Below are 25,514 nucleotides of genomic sequence, written 5' to 3'. Positions count from 1 at the left end.
CTATAAATTTTATTAATTCTTATTTAAGCTTTACAATATACATTTTATAATGATTGAATAACATTTAGAACTTCTTCTTTTTTTATTTCACTAGACTTTTCCAATTCATTTACATAACTTAAAAGTTCTTTACTTGCTTTTATATTATTGCAGCATTCTTTAAATTTATCGATTAATCTCCAAATATCTTTTATTTCTATTTCATAACCAAATTCACCAAATATCTTCAATCTTAAAAGTTTCATAAATACTTCTTCTGTTTTTTCCCATTGCTCATAGGAGTTTATATTTTTACATATTACTTTTACCATATACGTTGTTATTTTATTTACGTTCTCTATTTTTTCTTCATATATAAATTCTATAGAATTTATTTCTTTAAAACTACTTGCTATTTCCATAATCACTCTTTGTCTTATATTATCAGCCTCTTCTTCTTTAAAAGAATTGTATAACTTCATAAACATCTTCTTATTTCCAAACCTATCTTTGAGGAAATTTATAAAGGTCTCAAAATCTTCTGCATTGTTTCCTAATTCAATTTGGAATAACATTCTAAAAAATAAATTCCAGTTAAAATCAGAATTTATATTACTTAATATAGCCTCTCCTAGTATACTTGAAAATTCATCTCTAAATTCTATATCCCTCTCAAAAGTAATTTTGCTATCAAACTCTGTTTCATCTTTGCTAATATCATTTAACCTATTTAGTGTTTTTAGTAATGTTTTATTGTAATCATCTAAATGTTCAGCATTATTTGTTCTAAATATATATTCCATTATTATATCGCAGGATTTTCTAAAATCCATTATAAAACCAATATCATTTTTTATTTTAGATGAGAAAATATCATAAATTATTTTAGAAAGCATCATTTCCATTTGATGTTTCCGAACAGCAGCATCTACAGAATTTGCTTTATTAAACTGATTATATAGTATAAGAAGCTGATTATCTATCATTGAAAGATTTTTTCTTATAGAATCCATAATTTCTTTCATAAACTTATCTGCTAACATATAATTATAATTTTTATATATAATTTTATGTTCTATTTCACCCCAAAATATATCTACCAATGATTTTATTTGAAGCTCAAAGTTAATCTTTTTATTTCCAATTTCATATATACCATCTATTCTATATATTTCACAGCCATTTTTTTGTGTTTGAGGTTGCTTTCCTCTTAAATCTAATCTTATATTAGGATTTGAAACATTGTAATAAAGTCCATCCGCATGAACCATATTAAAGCTTTTCTTTATGAGCTTATACATTTTATTTTCATCTTCTATAAACCTGCATTCAATTCTAACTCCTATTAAATCTGATAGATTATCAAATAATTCTTCCGGATGGCTATATTTTTTATAATAATTGTTTCTAAGTATCTTTTCTTTTAAACTTGATGAAGATTTCACCCTTGAACTTATATTTAAATATCCATCACTATCATCTACTATCATCTGTTCTAAGTATTTTTCTATATAATTTGCTACATTTTCTAAATCATCTCTCCATGTATCTAAAATCTCTACAACTTCATCTATAAATTCAAACATCTGCAACGCCATTTTATCACTCCTTAAAATATCTATAGTATATATGGTAGTACATTCTAATTTAATATTTTTTATGGAATTATTATAACTTTAAAATTCAACATATAGATTTACTAATTTCTAACCAAATTTCATCTAATTATAACAAATATTTTTTAATAATTTATGAATGCACAGAAAACGCATAGTAAAAAGAGTAATCCCATAGGACTACTCTTTCACCTGTAAATCTATATTTTCAAGTTAATCTATGATTATCCCACAATAAGTATTACATTGCTTGAATTATGAAATTTCTCTGGAATGAGTTGCATAAGAAGCGAAGGAACTATTTAAATTTATTGTTCCAAGCTCTTATGCAAGTCATGGAGGAGAAATTTCATAATTCCATTACATTGTACCTTATTGTGGGTTAATCATAGTATTTCATTTTCCTAGTTTTATATGTTGCTTTATATTCTCAACGTAGCTTTAACTCTATTAGGCTTTAATAAAAGCTCCGCTGCATCTAATGGACTATTTACAACTATGTCTGCCTCTAGTAATGTTTTTGAATAACATCCCTCGCTACCTATTATTGCAATAGATAATATGCTGCTTTTAAACATATCAGCATCATTTCTCCCATTGCCTACAGCTATGGTGTTATCCTTTCCAAGTCTCTCCACTATATTCCTTTTTTCCTCTAGTGCATCTCCCTTTGCAAAAATCTCTATATTAACTGGAAGATTTCTGCATTGTTGTGCTACAGAACCATTAGTATCTGCAGTCAATACATATATATCTAGTCCCAAATCTTTTAATTTGCAAATTCTTTCTTTTATTCCCTCTACCAAAACTCCATCTTCTGCTATGGTTCCATTAAAATCAAATACTATATTTTTAATTTCTAATTTCTTATATCCTGGTATGTCTAATTTAATCATAATTATACCCCTCTTCTATCAACTCAAGTATAGCCATGGCAGACACCGCCTCTATCACTGGCACAGCCCTTTTAACAATACATGGGTCATGTCTTCCTTCTATCTGTAAAATGGTATTTTCCATTTTAGATATATCTACCGTCCTTTGAGGCCTACCTATGGACGGAGTTGGTTTTATTGCTACTCTAAATACAATTGGCATACCGTTTGTTATACCCCCAAGTATACCCCCATTGTTATTGCTATAAGTCTTAATAATATCTTCTTCTATATAAAGTTCGTCATTAGCCTCCGATCCATTTAGCTTAGTAATTTCAAAGCCTAATCCAAATTCAACTCCCTTTACCCCTGGAACTGAAAATAAAAGCTGTGAAATAGTACTTTCTACAGAGTTAAAAAAGGGACTTCCAACTCCAGGCTTAACATTTAAAATAGCACATTCTATTACTCCACCTACAGAATCTTTTTCTTCTCTAGCCTTTAATATTTCTTCTTCCATAATTTCTTTTTTATTTATATTTATTAAAGGAAATTGTTGATTTAAAAGAGATTCTATGGTTGATTCATTTAAATTATCATCATTAAAATAATCATCTTCAATATGTTTTATACTTTTTATATGACTTCCTATTATTATATTTTTCCTTTTGAGAATTTGCTTTGCTATAGCTCCAGCAAACATAAGCGGTGCTGTAAGTCTTCCAGAAAAATGTCCTCCACCTCTGTAATCATTAAAACCATTATATCTCATTTTCCCTGTATAATCAGCATGAGAAGGCCTTATAATTTCTTTGATTTTATCATAGTCATTGCTTCTTTTATTGGTATTTTCTATAAATACACATAAAGGAGTGCCTGTGGTTTTCCCATTAAAAAATCCACTTAATATTTTAAAATTATCTCCTTCTTTTCTTGTGGTAGACAGATTATCTTTTCCTGGAGCTCTTCTTGCCATTTCACCTTTTATAAAGTCCAAATCCAGTTCTATACCCGACTTCAATCCATCTATAACCATGCCAATTCCCTCTCCATGGGATTCTCCAAATATAGAATACTTTATTTTATTCCCCCATACTCCACTCAAGTACATCACCACCTAATTTTTTAAAATCCTCCCAGAAACCTGGATAGGATTTTCGCACAACTTCACTATTTTTTATTACCAAAGGCTCCTGACACAGGATAGATGCTATGCCTAAAGCCATAGCTATTCTATGATCGTCCCAGCTTTCAACTTCTCCGCCTTTTAATTTACTGCCTCCATTTATAACTAAGCCATCCTGAAGCTCCTGAATGTTTCCTCCAATTTTATTTAATTCACAAGCTATAGCATGCAATCTGTCACATTCTTTTATTCTAACCCTGTGAGCATTTATAATTTTGGTAACTCCATATCTGAAGGTGCTAGCTACTGCAAGAATAGGAACTAAATCTGGAATTTGTGAAACATCTATAATCAATTCTTCATCTTTAATTAATTCTTCGTCTTTTAGACATTCTCCATTTGAAGTTTCATTATTAGCTTCTTTCGTTCTTTTCCTAATTAATTTTGAGATTACCTCTATAGAGCCTTCATTTATATTTAAATTCCCACCTATTTTTCTTATAATATTCAATATTTCTTTATCTCCTTGAAGAGAATTTATATCTAAATTTTTGCATTTAATGCCCTCACCAATTAAGCCGCCTATAAGCCAAAAGGCAGCTTGGGAAAAGTCACCTTCAACTTTATATTCTCTTCTTTTATATTTCTGATTTCCCTTTATATAAAATTCTTTGTACCTATTATTCTCTATTTCTACACCAAACTTTTTTAACACATCTATGGTCAAGTCTACATAAGACTTGGATTCTAGCTTAGATGTTATGATTATTTTTGAATCTTCCTTTAACAATGGAAGTGCAAACATTAACCCTGTAATAAACTGAGAACTTATATTTCCTTTAACGTAAAACACTCCAGGTCTTAGACTTCCTTTTACCTTTAAGGGAAGCTTTCCCTGAACATTTTTGTAAAATATATTTTGCTTATTAAAAATGCTGTAGTACTCATCTAAAGGTCTTTCTGGGAGTTTTCCTTCTCCAATAAAAGTAATTTTTTTCTCCCCTTGAAGCAAAGCTATGGGGATTAAAAATCTAAGAGTGGAACCAGACTCTATGCAGTCTATAATTTCCTTTTGTATTTTTATATTTTTAATTCCATTTATCCTTAAGGTTCTTTTCCCACTACTATTTATATCTTCTATTTCAACTTCATTACTTATATCTTCTATTTTAACTCCAAAACTTTTCATTCCATCTATGGTAGCCAGTATGTCTTTGGAATACTCTATATTTTCTATAATGCTTTCACCTTCTGCCAGCCCTGCAGCTATTATAACTCTATGAGCTATACTTTTAGAAGGTGGAATTTCTATAGTTCCTTTTAACTTCTTAGGTATAATTTTAACACTAGACATAGCATCCATCCTTTACCAACTCATTATTTACTCCCTAAACTTTGGCATATAATTTTCAACCTCTACTTCAGATGAATAAAGGAAATACAAATATATTTTTAAATTTCAAAACGTGATTTTATAATTACAAAAGTTCAATTAATCATTTATTACTTCTTTACACTATCTAAAAGTTTTTGAACGTATTTTTCCACACTTTGTAATATATCCTTTATATCCTCATTATACAAACTATAATGTGTCTCCAACCCAACCTTTTCACTTTTTAGTATTCCCGCGTCCTTTAAAATTCTAAGGTGTTGTGAAAGATTTGCTTGACTAAACTCAAACTCTTCATTTAATTTGCAAACACATTTAGGTCCTTCATAAAGAAATTTTATTATTTTATATCTAACTGGATGTGCCATAGCTTTAAGCACATTTATTGTAAAATCATCAAAATTCAAATCTATTTCCTCCTTTAAACTCCTTAAAAACAAACATAAAACTAAGTTTTCTATTTTGTATTCAGTATAGGACACTTACTATGTCATTTCAATATAGATTTTGTTACAAATAAATATTAACCAAAAGGGCCCTTATAGGCCCTTTTGTAATTATAAATATTTTTTTATCTCCTCTGCTGATGGAACTCTTCCCATTATTTTTACCTTTCCATCCACTACAAGAGCAGGAGTTTTCATTACTCCATAAGACATTATTTCCTTAATATCTTTTACTTTTTCAATAGTTGCTTCAATTCCTAACTGTTCCACTGCCTTTCTTGTATTCTCTTCTAAATTTTTGCAATTACAACATCCTGAACCTAAAACCTTAATTATCATATTCTTTCCACCTTTATTATAATTTATTTACATAAAAATATATGAGTATAAATTAAATGAATATCCTATTAGTATTATTCCTATAGCTACTATTGTTACAAACACATACAATAATTTACGCTTTACAACTTTGCTAAGCATAACCATTGATGGTAGTGAAAGTGCTGTTACCGCCATCATGAATGACAATATAGTTCCTATGCCTACACCTTTAGCAAATAACGCTTCTGCTATTGGAATGGTTCCAAATATATCCGCATACATTGGAATTCCAACAACTGTAGCAAGTATTACTGCAAATGGATTCTTACTTCCAATTACATTTTCTATTACAGATTGTGGTATCCAGTTGTGAATTGCAGCCCCAATACCTACTCCAATAAAAACATATAGCCAAACTTTATGAATTATATCTGAAACTTGCCCTTTAGCATAAGATATTCTTTCCATTCTGCTTAGTTCAACTATTTCTGCATCTACGTTTTCTATTTCTCTTACATAACCTTCTATATACTTTTCCATACCTAATTTATCGATAATTGTTCCACCTACAACTGCCAGTACAAGCCCCACCACTACGTATGCTATGGCTATTTTAGCTCCAAAGAATGACATAAGTATCATAAGTGAGCCTAAATCAACTAATGGTGAAGATATTAAAAATGAAAAAGTTATTCCAAGTGGAAGCCCTGCTGATGTAAAGCCTATAAATATAGGTATACTTGAACAGCTACAAAATGGAGTTATGGTTCCCAAAAGTGCTCCAAATATATTTCCTTTAATCCCTTTGATATTACCCAATATTTTCTTTGTTCTTTCTGGTGGGAAATAACTTTGGATATAGGATATAATAAATATTAAAACTGAAAGCAATATGAAAATCTTTATAGTATCATATATGAAAAAGTGTACACTGCCACCTAATCTTTCTTTTATGGACAATCCAAATACTTTTTCCACAAGCAATCTTACAAGTTCATAAAGCCAAGTCATTTTCAAAAGTTGAGCGTTAAGAAAACTAAATATTTGACCTATTATTCCCATAAAAAAACCTCCTTTTTAGCATAAAAACATGCTCCTTATAATATTTTTAGACCTACTCATATAGAATTCTTAATTCTGATTTGAATCGTAAATTCCATTTATATAAATATATAATTACATAACTATATAACGAAATACTTATATAGTTATAATACTTCTAAGTTAGTTTTCTGTCAATACTTTATTGATTTTTAATAATAATATTTTTATTTAATCCAAACAATGCTATAGCCACTGATTTATTTCATCATTTTTAATTCTATTTGCTAAATCTTTAATTTTTTCTTCAATAATTTTTGCCGTTTTAATGAACTCTTCATCACTCTTACCTGTTGGATCTTCTAATCCCCAATCCTCTGTATGCTTTGCTGGCAAAAATGGACAAACAACATTACATCCCATCTTTATAGCAATATCCACTGATGGTATGTCCGCAAGTAATTTTGAAAATTGAGTTTCATTCATATCTATTATCATATAGTTTTTTTATTATTCTTACAGCGTCTTGATTAATTTGTGGCTTTGTTTCTGTACCTGCAGAATAAGACTCAAAAACATCAGAAGCAAATAACTTTCCTAATGCCTCTGCCATTTGAGACCTGCAAGAATTGTGAACACATATAAAAGCTACTTTTGGTTTCATAATAAATCATCTCCCCTTATATTATTTGTATCAATTCTAATGTTATTACATAAATATGATTTATCCACTTATGGTCATATGCTATTTTTTGTTTTTTTTCATCTATACTATACCATATTTTTTATATATCACAACTTTATTATTTAAGTTAAACTGACATAACATTTTAGTGTAATGCTAAAATAATATTCATTGAATTAATAAGACAATATGGTAAAGAATAACTATTGAATAATGTTGGAAGTATTATGTGTAGTGATATATAATATATATAATAAATATAGGGAGTGGATTAAATTGGATAAATTTATAAAGAATATAAAAGTAGCCAAGGATGTAAAAAACTCAATTTACTATAAACTTAGACATGAGTTCTTATATCATTCAAATAAAATAGAAGGAAGTACCTTTACTACAGAATCTCTTGCACTTTTACTTGAAAAGTACATGACCAAAATGTCACAAATCTAGGTTCATTAACATTATTTAAATTAAACCAAAGGGTGATAAATAAAGCTAATAAGGCAAATATAGTTATACAATCAGTAAAAAAAATGATTTTAAGCTTTTTCCCCTTATTTACCAATACATATAGTATTGTACTTAACAATAATATTATTAGCCACATAAATGCACTACTCATTGAAATTCCCCCTAAAATAATTATTAGTATAATTATAACATTAATGTATTTTTTTAATAATGTAAATAGAAGAAATATCTTTAACAAATTAGTAATAACAGAAAAATTTCTCACTCCTAAGCCTAAAAACAAAAGTCAAAAAAATAAAAACGCACCTCTACCATAAAGTGCGTTAATGCCAAAAAACTACTTTCTTGAAAACTTCTTTAACATAAAATCAATAATCTTTATTATTACTAATAGAGATAGCATTGAGTAAATAGCATTTTTAAAATCATGACTTACAACTCCTGAGCTTATTACTACAAGTCCATCCAGCATAAATAAAAAAATAGGTATCTTTATTTTTGGAATCATTTTATTTAATAAGGCCGCTGCTAAATCAGTTCCACCTGTTGTACAGTTTCTAATCAATGCAATTCCAATTCCCGCACCTACAAGAATTCCTCCTAATATTGCTGATAGAATTATATTATCAAATAAATTTATCTCTGGAATTATCCTAATAAACAATGGACTTATAACAGTAACATATAATGTCTTTATACCAAATGACTTACCCAAAACCTTTATTCCTAAAATAAGAAGTGGTATGCTTACTCCAAAATAAACAAAATCTATTGGAATTCCAAGAAGCTTATTCATTACTACTGAAAATCCTGTTATTCCTCCTGGAGCCAATGTATATCTTTTTAAAAACATATTTACTGAAAGGGCCATTAAAAACCCTCCTATAGTTATTAAAAAATAATCCTTAAGGATTTCTGATTTGTCTTTTGATATATGATTTTCCATGGTCATTCTCCTTTTCTGCATCTTTCATAGTTTTTATTATAATAACTAACACTATCCTTTACAAGGCTGTACGTTGTATATAAATTACCCTTATATTGTGGTAGTTTTTTAACAACCTAAACCCGTTGAGTACACTGAGTTTAGCCCCATAGTTACAGGTTACCATTTCAATAGGGAAATATTATTATAACTGCACACGTAAATGAATATTATAATTTAAGAATGTCATACCAAATATTTAATTATAAGAGGTGATTTGATGAAAGGCGATTTTTTATCACTACAAAACGGTAACGATGTAAGAGGCATCGCTCTTGAAGGAATGGAAGGAGAAAAGGTTAATTTAACCTCCTATCATACAACACTAATAGGATTAAGCTTTGTAACTTGGCTTAAAGAGAAAACAGGTAAGACTTTGTTAAATATAGCTATTGGAAACGACAGTAGATTGTCTGCATATTCATTAAAAAAAGGTATTATCGATGGTATATGCTTAACTAACTCATCAATATTAGATTGTGGACTTGCTTCAACACCTGCTATGTTCATGAGTACCATAATAGATGAAATCAAAGCTGATGGTGCTATAATGATTACCGCTTCACATCTTCCATATAATAGAAACGGACTTAAATTTTTCACAAAGAATGGCGCTCTTGAAAAAGAAGATGTAAAAGAAATACTGACACTTGCAGAGGAATATGCAGATTCAGAATATGCATCAAGGGAAATAATAAATTGTGATACACTTATAGGTAAAGTTAACCTTATGGATGCCTACTCTAAAATACTTGTAGAAAAAATAAAACTGGCAACAGAAGAGGAGAAGCCTTTACTTAATACAAAGATTGTGGTTGATGCCGGAAATGGCTCAGGAGGTTTCTTCGTTGAAAAGGTACTTGTACCTCTTGGAGCTGATGTAACTGGAAGCCAATTTTTAAATCCAGATGGAACATTTCCAAACCATATCCCAAACCCAGAGGATAGAGATGCAATGCTATCAATTAAAAAATGTGTTCTTCATAATAAAGCTGATCTTGGTATAATATTCGATACTGACGTGGACAGAGCTGCCATTGTTGATTCAAATGGAGAAATAATAAATAGGAACAGGCTTATAGCACTTATATCTAACATAGTACTTAAAGAATATCCCGGAACAACAATAGTTACAGACTCAGTTACCTCAGATGAGTTATCTCTATATATTGAATCCATTGGCGGAATCCATCATAGATTCAAAAGAGGATACAAGAATGTTATAAATGAGTCAATAAGATTAAATAAGACCGGTGAGGAATCTCATCTTGCAATTGAAACAAGTGGTCATGCTGCACTAAAGGAAAATTATTTTCTTGATGATGGGGCATATTTAATAGTGAAAATTCTAATCACTATGGCTAAACTTATAAAAGAAAATAAATCTCTTCACAGTCTTATAAACTCCCTAGAAGAACCACTCTCTTCAAAGGAAATAAGAATTAAAATAGAGGAAAATAATTTTGTTGAATATGGTACAAAAGTGCTTGATGCCTTTAAAGAGTTTGTATCTAATACCCCAGGCTGGAGTATTGCCCCAAACAGTTATGAGGGAGTTCGTGTAAATTGCAGCAACAGTGATGAATCCGGATGGTGCCTTATAAGAATGTCCCTTCATGATCCTGTACTTCCAATTAATATTGAATCTAAGCTTGAAACTGGCTCAGATAAAATATTTGAAAAAATCCAGATATTTTTAATTAGATTTAATAAACTTAAATTAAACTTATAAATATATAAACTGTAAACCATAAACGTATAAAAACGGGGCTGCCGCATTAAATAATTTACATACAATATACTGTCTTAAAAATTTAAATCTAGTACAATATATTGTAGTATTTATTTTTAGTGCCACAGCTCCGTCTTTACATATAATTTCTTATGGGTTTTTATTTTAAGCGTTTTGTGCAATGGTAACATAGTAATATTCAAATATATAACTTCTTATGCTTACAAAATTATAGAACTTCCTTACACTTCTAGCTTTTCCCAAGCTTTAGTAAAGTCTGCTGCTCCCTCTTCAGTTAAGCTGTTATAACATACCTTATTTAGCATGTCATATGGAATTGCTGCATAATCAGCCCCAAACTTAGCAGCTTCTTCTACATGATAAGGATTTTTAATGCTTGCTGCTACAATTTTAGTCTTATATTCATTTTCCTTTGTTATGCTGCAAATACATTTAAGAGTTTCTAATCCATTTACTCCTATATTCTCATTTCTACCAATAAAAAAGAATATATAGTCAACTCCTGCTTCAATTGCTAACATTGCCTGGCTTACTGAAAATACAAGTGTCATAGCAGTTTTTATGCCCATTTTATTAAGCTTTTTAACAAATTCTAATCCCCTTGGAGAAAAATTAACTTTGATAACTATATCCTTAGATATTCCAATTATTTTTTCTGCATCCTTAAGCATTTTATCTATACTGTCTTCCATAACCTCAGCAGTTACAATTCCAGCAGTACATTTTCTTATATGCTGTATAAAAGAGTAAAAATTGACCTTTTCTTTAGCATACATAGAAGGATTTGCTGTAACCCCAGCTACTCCCATTTTAATTGCCTTATCTATATTACTTATATTTGCTGAATCAATTAAAAATTTCATTCATATCACCTCCTAGAATATTTTCAAAATATACAATATGTCCCTAAATATATATTAACGCCTTACATATGCTTTTCTTATAGTTTTATTTCCTTATTAAAACGGTAATTAATAAAGAACTCCTTTTATTTTTTACCACATATATGTGTAAATTTTTATTTTATATACCCCATTAAAATTAATGTATTATAGATTTATAAGATAAAGTATATAATGCAATGGAGGTAATTCAGTATGAATTTTAATTTTTATCAACCAAGCAAAATTCACTTTGGAGAAGGAAGAATTAATGAACTTGGCTCCACAGTAAAAAAATACGGTAACAGGTGTCTTCTAGTTACAACGCCAATGGAACCACCTCTAGACGGACTTTTCAATAGAGTAATTGATATATTGTCAAAATCTGATATAGAAGTAACACATTTTGATGAAGTAGTTCCAAACCCTTCAGTTGAGGTTATAGAAAAGGGATTTAAACTTGCAAATGAAAATAATGTTGAAGTTGTTGTAGCTGTTGGTGGCGGTTCTTCTATAGACACTGCAAAAATGATTGCTTTAACAAATGGCCTTGAAACCATAGATTGGAAGTATGTATTTAAAACTTATACAAGTCCTTTTGAACACTATGCTCCTCTATCACCTAAAGGACTACCAATAGTAGCTGTTTCAACAACATCAGGTACAGGAAGTCAAGTAACTCAAGCCGCAGTTATATCTCAAGGTGATGCAAAAAATACAGTATTTCACCCAGATAACTTTACTAAAGAGTGTATAATAGACCCAGAGCTTATGGTAACACTCCCTTCAAGAATTACAGCTTCAACTGGTTTTGATGCTTTTAGCCATGCCTTTGAAAGCTATATAAACCCTAGAGCCTCAAGATTTACAGAAATAATAGCTCTTGAAGCCATGGAGCTTGTTTGTAATAACCTTCCAAAAGTTCTGTTAGAGGGTAAAAACATGGAATATAGAAGTAACCTTGCAATGGCAGATACATTAGCTGGTACAAGTCTTGCTAATTCAGGAGCAGCAGCACCTCATCCACTTGGAGAGATAATAGGAGGGGTAGCACATATACCACACGGAGAAACCTTGGCAATTGTATTCCCTGCATTTATAAAACAACAATGGAAAAATAATATAGAAAAGTTTGCAAAGGTTGCCCGTATATTCAGCCCAAGTCTAAAGGAATCATCTGACGAAACAGCTGCTGAAAAACTTTACGATGAAATGATTAAATTTCTTGAAACTATTAATCTTCATGTTACACTAAGAGATTTTAAAGTGACAGATGAACAATTAAACACAATTTTAAATTGTCCTGTTCTTGGATATTTACCTTTTGGTTCAAAAGAAGACCTACAAAATATAATTAAAGAATCATTTTAATAATTAATATTTAAAATGCCGTGCAATGGATTAACAGAGTTTTTCTCCTTTCTCCACTGCACGGCACTTATGCTTAATTATTGACTTCTAGAGTGATTATATCACCCATTTCAACATTTCCTTTTTGGGTCAATTCAATTTCTTTTCCATTTAAATTTGTTATAACCACAGGACAAACTATTGAAGGGACCTTATCTTTTACACTATCAATATCTATACTAAGTATTGGATCTCCTTTTTTTATAGTCTGATTTTCAGCCACAAGTACTTCAAAACCCTCACCCTTTAATGACACTGTATCTAAACCAAAATGTATTAGTATCTCCAATCCATTATCTGCTATTATTCCAATTGCATGCTTGGTTGGAAAAATCATTTGTACTTTTCCATCAACTGGTGAAACAACACTTCCGTTAGCAGGGTCAATGGCAAATCCATCTCCCATCATTTTACCTGAAAAGGCTGGATCTGGTACCTCTGTAATGCTTAATAATCTACCCTTCATAGGTGCAACAAATTCATATTTCTCTTTATTCTTTTTAAATAAATTTTTAAACACAATGCTCACCCCGTAATAAATTTAATAAACTGCATAGTACTTATTTTTAAAAATTAAATACATTTATAGTTGTCCTTTGAGAATCTTGTCCACAGCTTCAGCAAGACCATTGCTGTCACAATCCTCAGTAACATATTTTGAAACCTTCTTTACATCCTCTTCAGCATTTCCCATTGCAATTCCTAATCCTGCATATTCTATCATAGAAATATCATTATGATTATCTCCTATTGCAATAATCTCCTCTTTTTTAATTCCTTTTTTCTCAGCATACAGCTTCACTGCTCTGCCCTTTGTTATGCCCTTGTTCATTACATCTATCAATACTCTGTCTGATTGACAAAGCTCAATATCAGAAATTTTTTCAAGCTCATAAAATAATTTTTCTTTCATATCCTCACGTCCAATAAGTATAAATAGTACCTTTGTTATTTTTGCAGCGTTTTCAGTGAAATCTGAAATACTATTAAACTTCTTTATAGGTACAAATTCATCCCTAGAAGCATTTTTATTATTTTCAAGATGCTTACGCACCCTATCATTTTCCCTGTTATAGAATATATTTTCCTTTTCATAAATCCAAAAATCCACATTAAACTTATTAGCGATTTCAATGGCTTTTTTAACAGAATCCATATTCATTTCACTCATATAAAGAACTTCTTCTGACATTAAATCCTTTATCATTCCACCGTTACAGCCAATAACAGGTGTATCAATGCCTAATTTTTTAGGATATCCCTTAAGTAAAACTGGATGCCTTCCAGAAGCAAGTACCACCTCAATTCCATTTTCAATTAACCTATTAACTGCTGCTTTATTTTCTTTGGTTATTTCCTTACTTGAATTAAGAAGTGTTCCATCCATATCTGTAACAAATAATTTGTATTTCATATATATCTCCTCACTCTCTCAGGCATCTATAGAATCTAATAAATCTATTCTATTCTTACTTAATAACATCGCTACCAAATTAGTCTACCCCTAGGATGTATAAAAAAACAAAATGTTCTAATATCTTAGGATTGTATATTTAACTACTAAAAACATAGCCTGTTGCTTAAAATATCCAACAACAGGCCTATATTATAAAATCACTGTATATTTCTAATTAGGCACATTCAAATAAATAATAAGTCAGTATGCTAGTATATTTGACTTGTTATTTCTTTTCATGTACTTATTCAATATTGTACTTTTCAGCAGCACTGTCGATAGCCTGTCTACATTTTTTAACACCTGCTGTAATGCCATCTGGATCTTTAAATATTGCAGATGATAATATAATTACATCAGGATTGCATTCTACAACAGGATCCATGTTATTGTATCGTAATCCTCCATCAACTGCAAGCTCACATTTTGGATTCTTTTCGTCTATCATTTTTCTTGCTCTTTTTAAAAGGTCAATTGCAGACATTCTCCAACCCCAGTTATCCTTACCATCAGTTTCATCAACTCCATGCATAACAATATGTAGACGATCTATATCGTATATAGATTCTTCAACAAAGGATAATGGTGTATAACATCCTACTGTTAATCCTACTTTTATTCCAAACTCTCTACAGTAATTTATGATGTATGCTAAAGGTGCTCCTATAAAATTCTCTGCAGGTAATATTAACATATCTGTCTTCACAGCTGCAAGTTTCTCTATAAAAAGTCTGTCACAGCTTTCAGTATAAATATGACATTCTATAGGTTTGTCAGTAACTGGTCTAATGCCTTCAATTATTTGGTGACCTCCCATTAACTGCATGTTTTTAAGGTTATGCATATCAGCTGCATCGGAATGTATATAATCAACTCCTGCATCAACTGCTTCCTTTACAACTCCTGCTATATTACCATAATTAACATGCGCAAGTCCTGCTGCTATTTTAATATGTTTCATTTATTATATCTCCTTTCATAATTAAAGCTATAATCTATCCTATATTTCAATTTTAGCATGATGTAATACCTGTAATTTATAATAAAATTACCTTTAGTTGTGGTATTTTTTTATCATCTTCAAATTCATATTTTCAAAAGTACTTCTTATGAGATTAGCAAAATTTTGTATATCCTCTTCTGCAGGTAATGATGGAAGTACAATAGTCTCAATGCCTTTATTTAGTTTTAAATTACTATTAGTAATAATCAAATCAACCTCTTGAAAATCCATATCATTAATTAGAGATATTGGAAAAACCTCCATTATATTTATTTGTGATACATTATTTTTAAGTATTTCCATTATTAACTTAACTTCAGCATAGCTGTTATTGTAAATCACATAAGTTCTTAATGGAAGTTTGCTTCTCTCTATAGCTGCAGCTATATGAAGAGCTATATATGCAATTTCACCTTTTGATATATCATAATCATAAAATTTTTTTATAATAGGCACAACTTTACTGGCAAGCTTAAATATCTCTGGAAAATTCCTTTCAACTTCCTCTTCTAATGGATTATAAAAATCTAAACCATAATTAATCTTATTTGCAACAGATTTTAAGTGATGGAATATGCCATTGTAGAAGTTTTCCTTATCCCTTATGTTGTAATGCTCATAAACAAGTTTAGTAATTTCTTCTGTTATTTCTTTGTTAATTTCTAAAAAGTCATCTGCTATATTCCATTTTTTATTTTCCTTATGAGTTTTAGATGCAACTATTATTCCAAAGAGATATCCTGCCTCATCTTCTGTAAGCGTAATCTGAAAGAGCTTTTCTATTGCTTCTGCAATTTTTGACATTATTTTGTAATTATCCATATTTTTTAAATCATCAAGGGTATTTTCCTTCATGGTGCAATAATACCCCTTTTTAATTCGCATAATATTTATTGAAAACTTTATTCTTAATCGTTTAAGATCTTGTGGTACAAATTTAACCCCAAATTCATGTTCTATCAAACAAACAATTTGGCTTATCTTATGCTCACTGACACCTTCAAAAAAATCACTACTTCTAGAAAATAAATGTTTTGTAAATTCACAATCAAAAGATTTACCAGGTGAATCATTTTCCTCTATATAAAATCTTTCCTCTTGCCTTTCCTTTAATAGTATCCAATCAAAAATAGCTTTTCTTATCCTTTTTTCTCCGCCTTCTATAACATATCCCTTCTGTCTACTTCTTAAAACCTCAATTTCTCTTTCATTAAACCATTTTCTTACCTCATCAAGGTCTTTATAAACAGAAGGTCTACTTATATAAAACTGATACTCTAAAGAGCTTATCTTTATCCTTCTCTTGTTTAAAAGCAAATAAATTATATAAAGTTGTCTATCCTTAGAACCATAATTATTATTTAGAAGCTTTAACCCATTAATTTCTGTTATTACTTTAAGCTTTAAGGATTCATCACCAATTACCGAGACTCCTACTCCTGATTTTCTGTTTAATTCAAGATTCCTTTCAGAAAGAAATTTATCAACATCGTCAAAATCATTCCTTATGGTCTTGTATGAAACGTTTAATCTTTCTGCAATATCAGCAATTGTTATGTTATCCTGACATTGAAGTAATATTTTTGCTATTTGTAAGGTTCTAGTATGCAACATTGGCGTCAATCTCCTTTCTAAGGTTTAATTACTTGGTTAACCCCTTTATCGCTTCATAATAAATTTCGAGAGCTTTATAGAAATTCTTAATGTTTATACATTCATTTGCCTTATGGGAGTTTGGTTTATCCTCCTCAAAGGATGGTCCAAAACCTACACAGTTCTTCATGGTTCTTGCGTAGCTTGCTGCCCCCTTTGTAAAAAGAAGAGCCCTCTTATTCGTTATTTTTTCATAGCTTTTACTTAACTTATCAATCAACTGGCTATCCCCTGAAACATATAACAAATCTAAATCTTTAAGCACATTAAAACTCATTCCAATTTCTCCAGCAATACAGGATAATCTGTTTAATATATATTTTTTATCTATACCCATAGGATATCTAAAATCAAATCCAATTAAAAGCTTTTTGTTTAGAAATTCTACATATGCTAGGTTACTTGTTGTTGTTCCAGTTTCTGCATCTTCATGGAATAGCCCTAGTTTCTTGCCATATATATCATTATTAAAATATCTATTAAGTATATCAATAATAACCTTACCCTCTAGATTTAATTCCTTTACATTAACAAAGTCATCTACAAATTTAAAAATAGCATTTTCGCCTTTATGGGGATTCCTGCTTAGGGCAAATTTCCCCTGATACTCTATTTCTATAAGTTTATCTTTTTTTGTAATACTAGAAGCCTTTTTAAGACAACTTATCAATCCCTCTACATCTCTTGACTCAACATATATTTTAATATTTGAACACACAGCATCAATGTTTAATTCCGACTTAATCTCTATAATATTATTAATTCCATCTAACTGTGCTTTTAATTCTTTTTCATATTGACACTTGATTATACCCTTTTCACAGTTAACAATAGGGAAATCGCAGTCCGGTGAGAATCCCATATCAGGCATTTTATTGTGTTTAGCATAATATTGCATACACTCCCAAGTAGTTTCCTCTGCTCCACCCAATATTAATCTTATTTTTTTATTTGGTTTATAATTAAGCTCTTTTAAAACCTTTAAAATATAAAAACATCCTAGAACTGGTCCCTTATCGTCATTTACTCCTCTACCATACCAAAATTCATCTTTTTCTACCAGTTCAAAAGGATTTGTATTCCATCCTTCAATATGCTTTGCATCAACCGTATCTAGATGCCCTAATATTCCAAGTGTCTCTTCTCCATCACCATATTCAATATGCATTGCATATCCATCAAAATCTTCAACTTTAAAGCCTTCCCTAACAGCAAGTTCCATCACTTTATCAAAACATTTTCTAATTCCCTTACCAAATGGAGCCCCTTTATAACTAGTATGAAGATCTCTAACAGAATTAATACTAATCAATGAGGCAAGATCACTCTTCATTTGATTCCTATAGCTGTAGAGCTTTTCTATAAAGTTCTTGTCAAAGGAACTTCCATAATCCCTATTCACTTCATAATTATTGTTTTTTTCTACCATATAATCCACCCCCTTATACTAATCCTTTTTTAAACACAATACGGTGTTAGCGGTAATACCACTAACACCTTCTTATGTAGTCTAAATTATTTGAATTAAATTTTAATAAACCGTATATCTTAATTTAAACCAAGTACATCCTTTACTTGAGATGCAACAGTTATTACTCTTGGTCCATAAATAATCTGGAAGCTTGTTTTATTTCTAACTACACCATGAGCCTCAAGATTTGATGTCCACTCATCATTACTTGCAACAAGTGATCCATCTTTAACTATTACTCTTAGTCTTGTTGCACAGTTTGTAACATCATCAATATTATCCGCTCCACCAAGAGCCTCAACTATTCTTTCAGAAAGTTTTCCCTTATTTTCCTTTTTCTCAGCTACTTTTTCTTTATAGTCACTCTTCTTGTAAAGTTTTATTTCGTTCTCATCATCTCCACGACCTGGTGTCTTTATGTTAAATTTCAATATTAATGTTTTGAATATAAAATAGTATAGTGCAAAGTATACAGGAACAAGTATTAACAATGACCAAGCATGTACCTTTTGCATTTGGAATAAATTTGGAATCATAAAGAACAATGCATGTCCATTTATTGATACCTTTGTTAATTCAGTTAAAGCATATGCAATTCCTGCTAACGGTGCATGAACAAGGAAATAAAGTAGTGGACTTATAAACAAGAATGTATATTCAATTGGCTCAGATATACCAACAAAGATTAATGTTAAAGCCGCTGGAAGCACTAAAGATGCAACCTTCTTTTTGTTTTCAGGCTTTGCTGTTTTATATATTGCATAAGCTGCTCCTGGAAGTCCTCCTAGTTGGAATAATATTCTACCTGTTGTAAAGTTTCTAGTAATATATCCAATTGCACTTGCTGATGCAGCTTGACCGTTCATTATATTTCTAACTCCCTCATAAACAACACCATCAATAGTCATTACCCCACCAACACGTGTATACTCTATTGGGAATGCTATTAAGTGATGTATACCAAATGGAAGAAGCGCTTTATCCATTGCACCAAATAGGAATGTACCAAAAATTCCTGAAGTTGTTATAAGATTTGTTAAGGCCTGTAATCCTGATGCAATAAATGGCCATACATAGTAAGTTACAATTGATAATGGAATTGCAAATACTGTTATTAATATTATTACAAATCTTGGGCCGCTAAAAAATGAAAATGCACCTTTGAATTCCTTTTCACACCACTTATTATGTATAAATGAAGTTGTTATACCTGTTATAATTCCGCTAAATATACCCATATCAAATGTAAATATTCCAGCAATATTTGTCCATAATGCACTAAAATTTTGTGCCTTTTGAAGTGAATATCCTAAGCTTTTAGTTAAATAGTCTACAGTTGTTGTACCAGCATTCCAACCCTCTGCCCCTGCAAACGTTTTAATGCAAGTGTTAAATGCAAAGAACATTACAAGTCCACCAAAGGCTGCCCAACCTTTTTCCTTTTTAGATAATCCAAAGGCAATGCCTACTGCAAACCAGAAAGGTAAATACCTCATTACCATAAATCCTATGCCTTCAAACATTGAAAATATCGTATGAAGAAATGTATTAGGAGTTAAAATGTAGTTGGTAAATGCACTAGCAATTCCAACATAAAAACCAACAATTACGAATAAAATTACCGGTATCATCATTGCGCCAGAAAATTTTTGAATTTTCCCCTTCATAATTATAACCTCCAATCAAATTTGTATAATTCTATTTTAAATCATTTATCTCTAATAATAATTATAAAAAATTCCACAATATTATGGGAATTTTTTAACTATAGTATAAAAAATAATACATTGATTGTGGTAACTTGTAATTTATTAAGGAATAATTTAAAATATTATGATGAAATATTGTAAAAAAAGCTAAAACTAAATATAAATGCTTGATATTAAAATTTAACAATTTGTGATTATTTGCTATTTATGATATATTATTTTTAAAATTGATTATCTAATTATACTTAAAGAAAAGGTGGAGTTTTGATAATGACCAAATATGCAATAGTATTTTTTATGTCAATGGTTCCAATCGTGGAATTACGTGGAGCTATACCATATTCTCAACTTTATCAGTTACCCTTACTTCAATCTTATATCATTGCAATTATTGGCAATATGTTACCAGTGCCTTTTATATATCTATTTGCAAGAAAGGTGCTTGTATGGGGAGCCGATAAACCCGTTATTGGTAATTTTTTTACATGGTGCCTAGCAAAGGGTGAAAAAGCAGGAAAAAAATTAAAAGAAACAGCAGGTAATAAAGGCTTATTTATCGGTCTATTGCTATTTGTAGGAGTGCCACTTCCTGGAACTGGAGCTTGGACAGGTACTTTAGCTGCTAGTTTTCTAGATATGGATTTTAAAACTAGTATTGTAGCTGTTATGGCTGGAGTATTATTAGCAGGCATTATAATGGGCGCTGCTAGTGTAGGTGTGTTTAGTATATTTTAATTTAGAATTTCTAGACAAACCTATCTCAAAACATATATCATTTTAAAATAGCAAAATTCAAACTTTAATTAAATAACTTTAATTCTGCAAAATAAAAAGCTCAATTGGTAATACTACCAAAAAATAAATATGGCACACTGATGCTTTCCGTGATATATAAAAGTTACTACTCAATTAAAACACAGGAAGTCATCAGTATGCCAAATAAAATTACTAATCATATTATATCCATTGATGATAGAATTTACAACTACTTAAATGATGTAAACTATGGAATAAATAAACCACAATTTCATCATCTAACCACCATCATAAAATGTAGGATAAGTCTAAACTTAGTTGTTGGATTAAAATTCCTAAAGATAAATTTATAACTATAAATTGGTAATTAGATTTTTGAAATTGCAGAACATACGTTATTAATATTCCATATGTCTTCAACAAACCTGCTATAAAAATAATCTGGCTTATTTAATTTTCTAAAATCATAAAATGGATGATGTACCGAAATAAGTAGCAAACCACCCTTTTTTAAAATTCTATAGAATTCCTTCAACGGAATGCTTAAATCTTTAATATAATGTAAAACAAAACTACATATTATATAATCCTTAGAGTCTGGAACCTTGTGTGATATGTCTGCCCTAAGAACTTTTAACCTATTACTTTCTATTTTATTTAGTAATAAATCTAATATTTTTTGACTATAATCAACAAGTGTAACATTTGCTCCAGCATCTATACAATATTTTGTATAATATCCACTTCCCGCTCCAATATCTAATACATTTTTGCCTTGTAGTTCCTTTAAAAATAGTTTATTTATATTATGCTTCTTGCTCCTTATAATAATTAGATTGCTTATTCCACATCTCACAGTACCTTCCATTTTGCTTTAGTAATTCTTCATGGGTTCCATCTTCCATTATTTTACCATCATCAAATACAATTATTCTATCGCAAAATCTACAGGAAGATAATCTATGAGATATAAAGATAGCAGACTTATTTTTAACAAGCTCATTAATCTTTGTAAAAATTTCCATTTCCGAATAGGGATCCAGTGCAGAAGTAGGTTCATCTAATATAATAATTGAAGAATCCTTATAACAAGCTCTTGAAATGGCTATTTTTTGACTTTCACCACCAGAAAATTCTACTCCTTCCTTATCAAACAACTTATATACAGATGTGTCAGCCTTTTTATTTAAAGAATTGATTTTATCCCATACCCCTGACTTTTTTAATGTATCAGTTACTTTATCATCCACTTCTTTAGAATCTACATTTGCATCATCAAAGGCAATATTTTCTTTTACACTAAAAGAAAATAATTTAAAATCCTGAAAGATTACAGATATTAGTTTTAAATATTCATCATGGTTAATATCGTTAATATTAACTCCATTTAAAAGGATTTGTCCTCTTTGAGGTTTATATAGCTTGCATATTAGCTTTATAAATGTGGTCTTACCCGCTCCGTTTTTACCTACGATAGATAGCTTTTCTTTATTTGAGATTTTTACTGAAATATCCTTTAAAGTATAGTCATTATTATTAGGGTACTTAAAAAATACATTTTTAAATTCAATTGTAATATTATCTTTATCTTTAACATCTAGCCTCCCCTGATCATTAACTAAAGGTATTTCTTTAAATTCTAGGTAGGAATTAATATATTCACACATTTGAAAGAATTCAACACTTGAGTTTAATATATTAGTCACTGATTCCGAAAACTTACTTGCAGCAGATGTGTACATAGTAAAATCTCCTATGGTTATGGCATTAATTAAAACCTTATATATTATATATGCATAAATTAATGTCATTTCAATTTGGGTATTTATATTAGATAATCCTGTAAATAGACCAAAGGTATCATGAAGTATCTTTAAGCTTTTTGTAGATTCTTTATGGTACTTATCGATTTTTTCCGAAACCATTGGTACCATGTTATAAATTCTAATATCTTTTCCCATGGAAAAATCACTTGAAAAATTCATATAATATTGTAACCTTCTCCTAAAAGGTGCAAAGGTCTTATGAAATTCATACTCATTTTTCTGTACCCTTTTATATAACTTAGTATTTAAATACACAATTAATAATATTACTAAAATAATTATAAAATTATAAGTTATTAAAATCACCGTCAATCCAAGAAGTGAAATTACTGCTTGAAAAATATTGAATATACTATTAAGCATTCTATTAATAACTCTTTGATTTTTAATTGAGTTTAAAACCTCTTCCTTTAAATTCAAAACCTTAGTGCTTTCAAGATTTTCAAACTTCATATTCATAATATGATTTGCCATATCCAATTCTAGATCTCTTATTAATTTTTCATTCAATATTTTAATTTTATTCTCTAAATATGCATTAAGAGCATTTAGTAAAAGATTGGACAATATCAAAGCTAAAACATAAAAAGTTAAAACATTAATTTCCTTTTGTCCTAACAATTCATCTATAAGATATTTAGGAATTATTACATTTAATAATACTAGAATAGATTTTAATACAGCTGATATGCAGGATAACAAAATATACTTATTAGATAGTGAATGAACTATTTTCATAAACTTCATACTTATTCTAAGCTTTTCTTTAAAGCTAATACTACTTTTAACTTCCATAATTAACTCTCCTCTAACTAAACTTATCTATAATATTTTGCTTGGATATTGAAAAGTTCTGCATATTTCCCATTGAGATTAAGAAGCTCATTATGCGTTCCCTTCTCTACAACTTGTCCATCTTCAAGTAAAATAATATTGGAGCAAAACCTGGTACTTGAAAGCCTATGGGAGATATAAATTCCTATATTACCGTTCATTATATTATTAAAGTTATTATAAATTTCATATTCTGCTAATGCATCTAAGGCTGAGGTAGGTTCATCTAATATAACAATGTCCCCATTTTTATATATAGCTCTTGAAATAGCTAGTCTTTGATTTTCTCCCCCTGAAAATTCAACTCCATCTTCATCTAAAAACTTTAACATACTAGTACTTGTTCCATTACTTAATCCTTTAATCTTTGAGCTTAATCCTACCTTCTTAAGTACTTTATATACCCTTTCAAAGTTAATATCTTTCTCTTTACATAAGGCTACATTTTCAGCAACTGAAAAAGCAAATATCTTAACTTCCTGGAAGACTACAGACAACAACTTGTTATATTCATCAGTGGAAAATCTTTCAATATTTATTCCATTTATAAGAATTTCACCTTCCGTTGGAGAATATAATCTGCACAATAATTTTATTATTGTAGTCTTACCAGCTCCATTCCTACCAACAATAGCCAATTTCTCATCACGATTTATCTTTAAGGAGAAATTTTTTAGCACATATTTTTCACTATTAGGATATTTAAAAGATACATTTCTAAATTCTACTTCATCGACAGTTAAATTGTTACAATCATATTCATTATGTTCTTGATTTTTCTTATTATAGTTATTTTCCTCCAAAAATTCTCTCAAATCACATATATACATATTTTGACTATGTAAATTTGTAGCGCTACTAATAACATTTAGTAACCATCCTGAAAAACTTTCAATAACTGAAACATACATAACAAAGCTACCTATGGTGATTTTATTATTAAGCATTAAATAGATTAAATAAAAGTAAACAATTCCTTCTCGTATAAAAGAAAACACCACATTTAAAAGATTACTCTTATAATACTTATTGTAAATTGATTTATTGATAGTCATCTTTTCATCTGTAAATTTTATAAATTTATTACTTATCCACTTTGAAATATTGTATATTCTAATATCCTTACCATATAAAAAATCGCACATTGTATTATTTAAATAGTTTATATGTCTATCAAGATTTGATACTTCATCACGTTTACTATATTCATAATTTTTTACTCTTAAATTAAAAATATACATAATAACAACACTTATAACTAAATATATTAAAACCCATGGATTAAAGGTAAGTATAACAACTGAGTATCCTGCAAAGGCTAAAAGAATACTTCCAAATCTAAACAATTCACGAAGCATTCCCTCAAGCCCATAATTAAATTTCTCAATTGCTTTAAGGGCTTTGTTTGAATTGTTTAAGAATTCTTTATCTTCAGTGTTTACAAAGTCCGTTGTCATACATTTCATGCTATGTCTTTTTAGAAATTTAGCTCTGATCATAATTATCTTTAATGTACATTTACTTTGTAATAAAGAGGTAAAAAATTCAGTAATAGCAGTTGTAATTAAAAATAGTATCAGTATGGATATTAAGTACTTTATCCTTCTATTTGTCAACAGTTCATCTATAATTAACTTTGGGAAAAAAGCAATGACAAGTGGATATAATGCATTTAACATTGAATTAATAGTAAAAAATATGAATAAAAGTTTATCATATTTCCATACATTAATAAATATATATCGTAAATTACTAAAAAAACTATATTTTAAATGTTTTGAATTCATTTTTCCTCCATTCCGATGTTAACACATCGTAATACAT

The 25,514-nt window shown here is 29.5% G+C and carries 23 protein-coding genes and 1 pseudogene; 5 read left to right on the top strand and 19 right to left on the bottom strand.

Annotated features, from left to right (window positions below; translation table 11 throughout):
• Positions 1–44: 44 nt before the first annotated feature.
• The 8 genes and pseudogenes from C1715_RS05145 to C1715_RS05110 all read right to left on the bottom strand — a co-directional run bounded on the left by C1715_RS05145 (position 45) and on the right by C1715_RS05110 (position 7,461).
• Positions 45–1,577, bottom strand: coding sequence for a relA/spoT family protein (locus C1715_RS05145; protein WP_102399556.1), 1,533 nt, complete (start codon positions 1,575–1,577; stop codon positions 45–47).
• 440 nt (positions 1,578–2,017) lie between these two features.
• Positions 2,018–2,491 carry an HAD family hydrolase gene (locus C1715_RS05140; protein WP_102399555.1) on the bottom strand — a complete coding sequence of 158 codons (474 nt, stop codon included), beginning with the start codon at positions 2,489–2,491 and terminating at the stop codon, positions 2,018–2,020.
• Positions 2,484–3,575 carry a chorismate synthase gene (gene aroC, locus C1715_RS05135; RefSeq protein ID WP_102399554.1) on the bottom strand — a complete coding sequence of 364 codons (1,092 nt, stop codon included), beginning with the start codon at positions 3,573–3,575 and terminating at the stop codon, positions 2,484–2,486. The genes C1715_RS05140 and aroC overlap by 8 nt, the downstream gene beginning before the upstream one ends.
• The gene (gene aroA, locus C1715_RS05130; RefSeq protein WP_102399553.1) at positions 3,553–4,950 is read right to left on the bottom strand and encodes a 3-phosphoshikimate 1-carboxyvinyltransferase; all 1,398 of its coding nucleotides are present in this window, start codon (positions 4,948–4,950) and stop codon (positions 3,553–3,555) included. The genes aroC and aroA overlap by 23 nt, the downstream gene beginning before the upstream one ends.
• 149 nt (positions 4,951–5,099) lie before the next feature.
• Entirely contained in the window at positions 5,100–5,396 is a 297-nt protein-coding gene (locus tag C1715_RS05125; protein WP_102399552.1) for an ArsR/SmtB family transcription factor, read from the bottom strand.
• Between the two features lie 150 nt (positions 5,397–5,546).
• Entirely contained in the window at positions 5,547–5,774 is a 228-nt protein-coding gene (locus tag C1715_RS05120) for a thioredoxin family protein (RefSeq protein ID WP_102399551.1), read from the bottom strand.
• A 27-nt stretch (positions 5,775–5,801) separates the two neighbouring features.
• Positions 5,802–6,818: a permease gene (locus C1715_RS05115; RefSeq protein WP_102399550.1), complete on the bottom strand. Its 1,017-nt coding sequence runs from the start codon at positions 6,816–6,818 to the stop codon at positions 5,802–5,804.
• Between the two features lie 225 nt (positions 6,819–7,043).
• A pseudogene (locus tag C1715_RS05110) lies at positions 7,044–7,461 on the bottom strand (arsenate reductase ArsC).
• Positions 7,462–7,758: 297 nt separating this feature from the next.
• Between C1715_RS05110 and C1715_RS05105 the strand changes: the two are divergent.
• On the top strand, positions 7,759–7,932 hold the full coding sequence (locus C1715_RS05105; RefSeq protein ID WP_242971894.1) for a hypothetical protein: 174 nt from the start codon (positions 7,759–7,761) through the stop codon (positions 7,930–7,932).
• Between the two features lie 358 nt (positions 7,933–8,290).
• Here C1715_RS05105 and C1715_RS05100 read toward each other — a convergent pair whose 3' ends face one another.
• Positions 8,291–8,899, bottom strand: a complete 609-nt coding sequence (locus C1715_RS05100; RefSeq protein WP_102399549.1) for a YitT family protein — start codon at positions 8,897–8,899, stop codon at positions 8,291–8,293.
• Positions 8,900–9,158: 259 nt separating this feature from the next.
• Here C1715_RS05100 and C1715_RS05095 point away from each other — a divergent pair, with 259 nt between their 5' ends.
• Positions 9,159–10,670 carry a phosphohexomutase domain-containing protein gene (locus tag C1715_RS05095; protein ID WP_102399548.1) on the top strand — a complete coding sequence of 504 codons (1,512 nt, stop codon included), beginning with the start codon at positions 9,159–9,161 and terminating at the stop codon, positions 10,668–10,670.
• A gap of 242 nt (positions 10,671–10,912) precedes the next feature.
• Here the strand turns inward: C1715_RS05095 and C1715_RS05090 are convergent, their stop codons facing one another.
• Complete coding sequence (locus C1715_RS05090; RefSeq protein WP_102399547.1) at positions 10,913–11,554, bottom strand: transaldolase family protein; 642 nt, start codon at positions 11,552–11,554, stop codon at positions 10,913–10,915.
• A 234-nt stretch (positions 11,555–11,788) separates the two neighbouring features.
• Here C1715_RS05090 and C1715_RS05085 point away from each other — a divergent pair, with 234 nt between their 5' ends.
• A complete protein-coding gene (locus C1715_RS05085; protein ID WP_102399546.1) occupies positions 11,789–12,943 on the top strand; it encodes an iron-containing alcohol dehydrogenase in 1,155 nt (384 codons plus the stop codon).
• 73 nt (positions 12,944–13,016) lie between these two features.
• On the opposite strand, the gene C1715_RS05080 is transcribed toward C1715_RS05085, so the two are convergent.
• The 6 genes from C1715_RS05080 to C1715_RS05055 form a co-directional block, all read right to left on the bottom strand.
• Positions 13,017–13,502, bottom strand: a complete 486-nt coding sequence (locus C1715_RS05080) for a PTS sugar transporter subunit IIA (protein ID WP_242971893.1) — start codon at positions 13,500–13,502, stop codon at positions 13,017–13,019.
• Positions 13,503–13,565: 63 nt separating this feature from the next.
• Positions 13,566–14,396, bottom strand: a complete 831-nt coding sequence (locus tag C1715_RS05075) for a Cof-type HAD-IIB family hydrolase (RefSeq protein ID WP_102399545.1) — start codon at positions 14,394–14,396, stop codon at positions 13,566–13,568.
• Between the two features lie 286 nt (positions 14,397–14,682).
• Positions 14,683–15,399 carry a ribulose-phosphate 3-epimerase gene (locus tag C1715_RS05070; protein ID WP_102399544.1) on the bottom strand — a complete coding sequence of 239 codons (717 nt, stop codon included), beginning with the start codon at positions 15,397–15,399 and terminating at the stop codon, positions 14,683–14,685.
• 93 nt (positions 15,400–15,492) lie between these two features.
• A complete protein-coding gene (locus C1715_RS05065) occupies positions 15,493–17,055 on the bottom strand; it encodes a BglG family transcription antiterminator (protein WP_102399543.1) in 1,563 nt (520 codons plus the stop codon).
• 28 nt (positions 17,056–17,083) lie between these two features.
• Positions 17,084–18,523 (bottom strand): Sapep family Mn(2+)-dependent dipeptidase, encoded by a 1,440-nt coding sequence (locus C1715_RS05060; protein ID WP_102399542.1) that lies wholly within the window; start codon positions 18,521–18,523, stop codon positions 17,084–17,086.
• A gap of 119 nt (positions 18,524–18,642) precedes the next feature.
• Positions 18,643–20,232, bottom strand: coding sequence for a PTS transporter subunit EIIC (locus C1715_RS05055; protein ID WP_102399541.1), 1,590 nt, complete (start codon positions 20,230–20,232; stop codon positions 18,643–18,645).
• Positions 20,233–20,544: 312 nt separating this feature from the next.
• Between C1715_RS05055 and C1715_RS05050 the strand changes: the two genes are divergently transcribed.
• Both C1715_RS05050 and C1715_RS19300 read left to right on the top strand, forming a co-directional pair.
• Positions 20,545–21,009: a COG2426 family protein gene (locus C1715_RS05050; RefSeq protein ID WP_102399540.1), complete on the top strand. Its 465-nt coding sequence runs from the start codon at positions 20,545–20,547 to the stop codon at positions 21,007–21,009.
• Between the two features lie 197 nt (positions 21,010–21,206).
• Entirely contained in the window at positions 21,207–21,383 is a 177-nt protein-coding gene (locus C1715_RS19300) for a hypothetical protein (RefSeq protein WP_180964000.1), read from the top strand.
• 14 nt (positions 21,384–21,397) lie between these two features.
• On the opposite strand, the gene C1715_RS05045 is transcribed toward C1715_RS19300, so the two are convergent.
• The 3 genes from C1715_RS05045 to C1715_RS05035 are packed head-to-tail and all read right to left on the bottom strand — an operon-like array spanning position 21,398 to position 25,477.
• Positions 21,398–21,898 (bottom strand): class I SAM-dependent methyltransferase, encoded by a 501-nt coding sequence (locus tag C1715_RS05045; protein ID WP_102399539.1) that lies wholly within the window; start codon positions 21,896–21,898, stop codon positions 21,398–21,400.
• Entirely contained in the window at positions 21,837–23,651 is a 1,815-nt protein-coding gene (locus C1715_RS05040) for an ABC transporter ATP-binding protein (RefSeq protein ID WP_102399538.1), read from the bottom strand. The genes C1715_RS05045 and C1715_RS05040 overlap by 62 nt, the downstream gene beginning before the upstream one ends.
• 23 nt (positions 23,652–23,674) lie before the next feature.
• Positions 23,675–25,477 carry an ABC transporter ATP-binding protein gene (locus C1715_RS05035; RefSeq protein ID WP_102399537.1) on the bottom strand — a complete coding sequence of 601 codons (1,803 nt, stop codon included), beginning with the start codon at positions 25,475–25,477 and terminating at the stop codon, positions 23,675–23,677.
• Positions 25,478–25,514 lie beyond the last annotated feature (37 nt).

The organism is Haloimpatiens massiliensis (assembly GCF_900184255.1).
Lineage (GTDB): Bacteria > Bacillota > Clostridia > Clostridiales > Clostridiaceae > Haloimpatiens > Haloimpatiens massiliensis.
The sequence above is the reverse complement of the archived record's forward strand: the minus strand, read 5'-3'. Positions and strand labels throughout refer to the sequence as shown.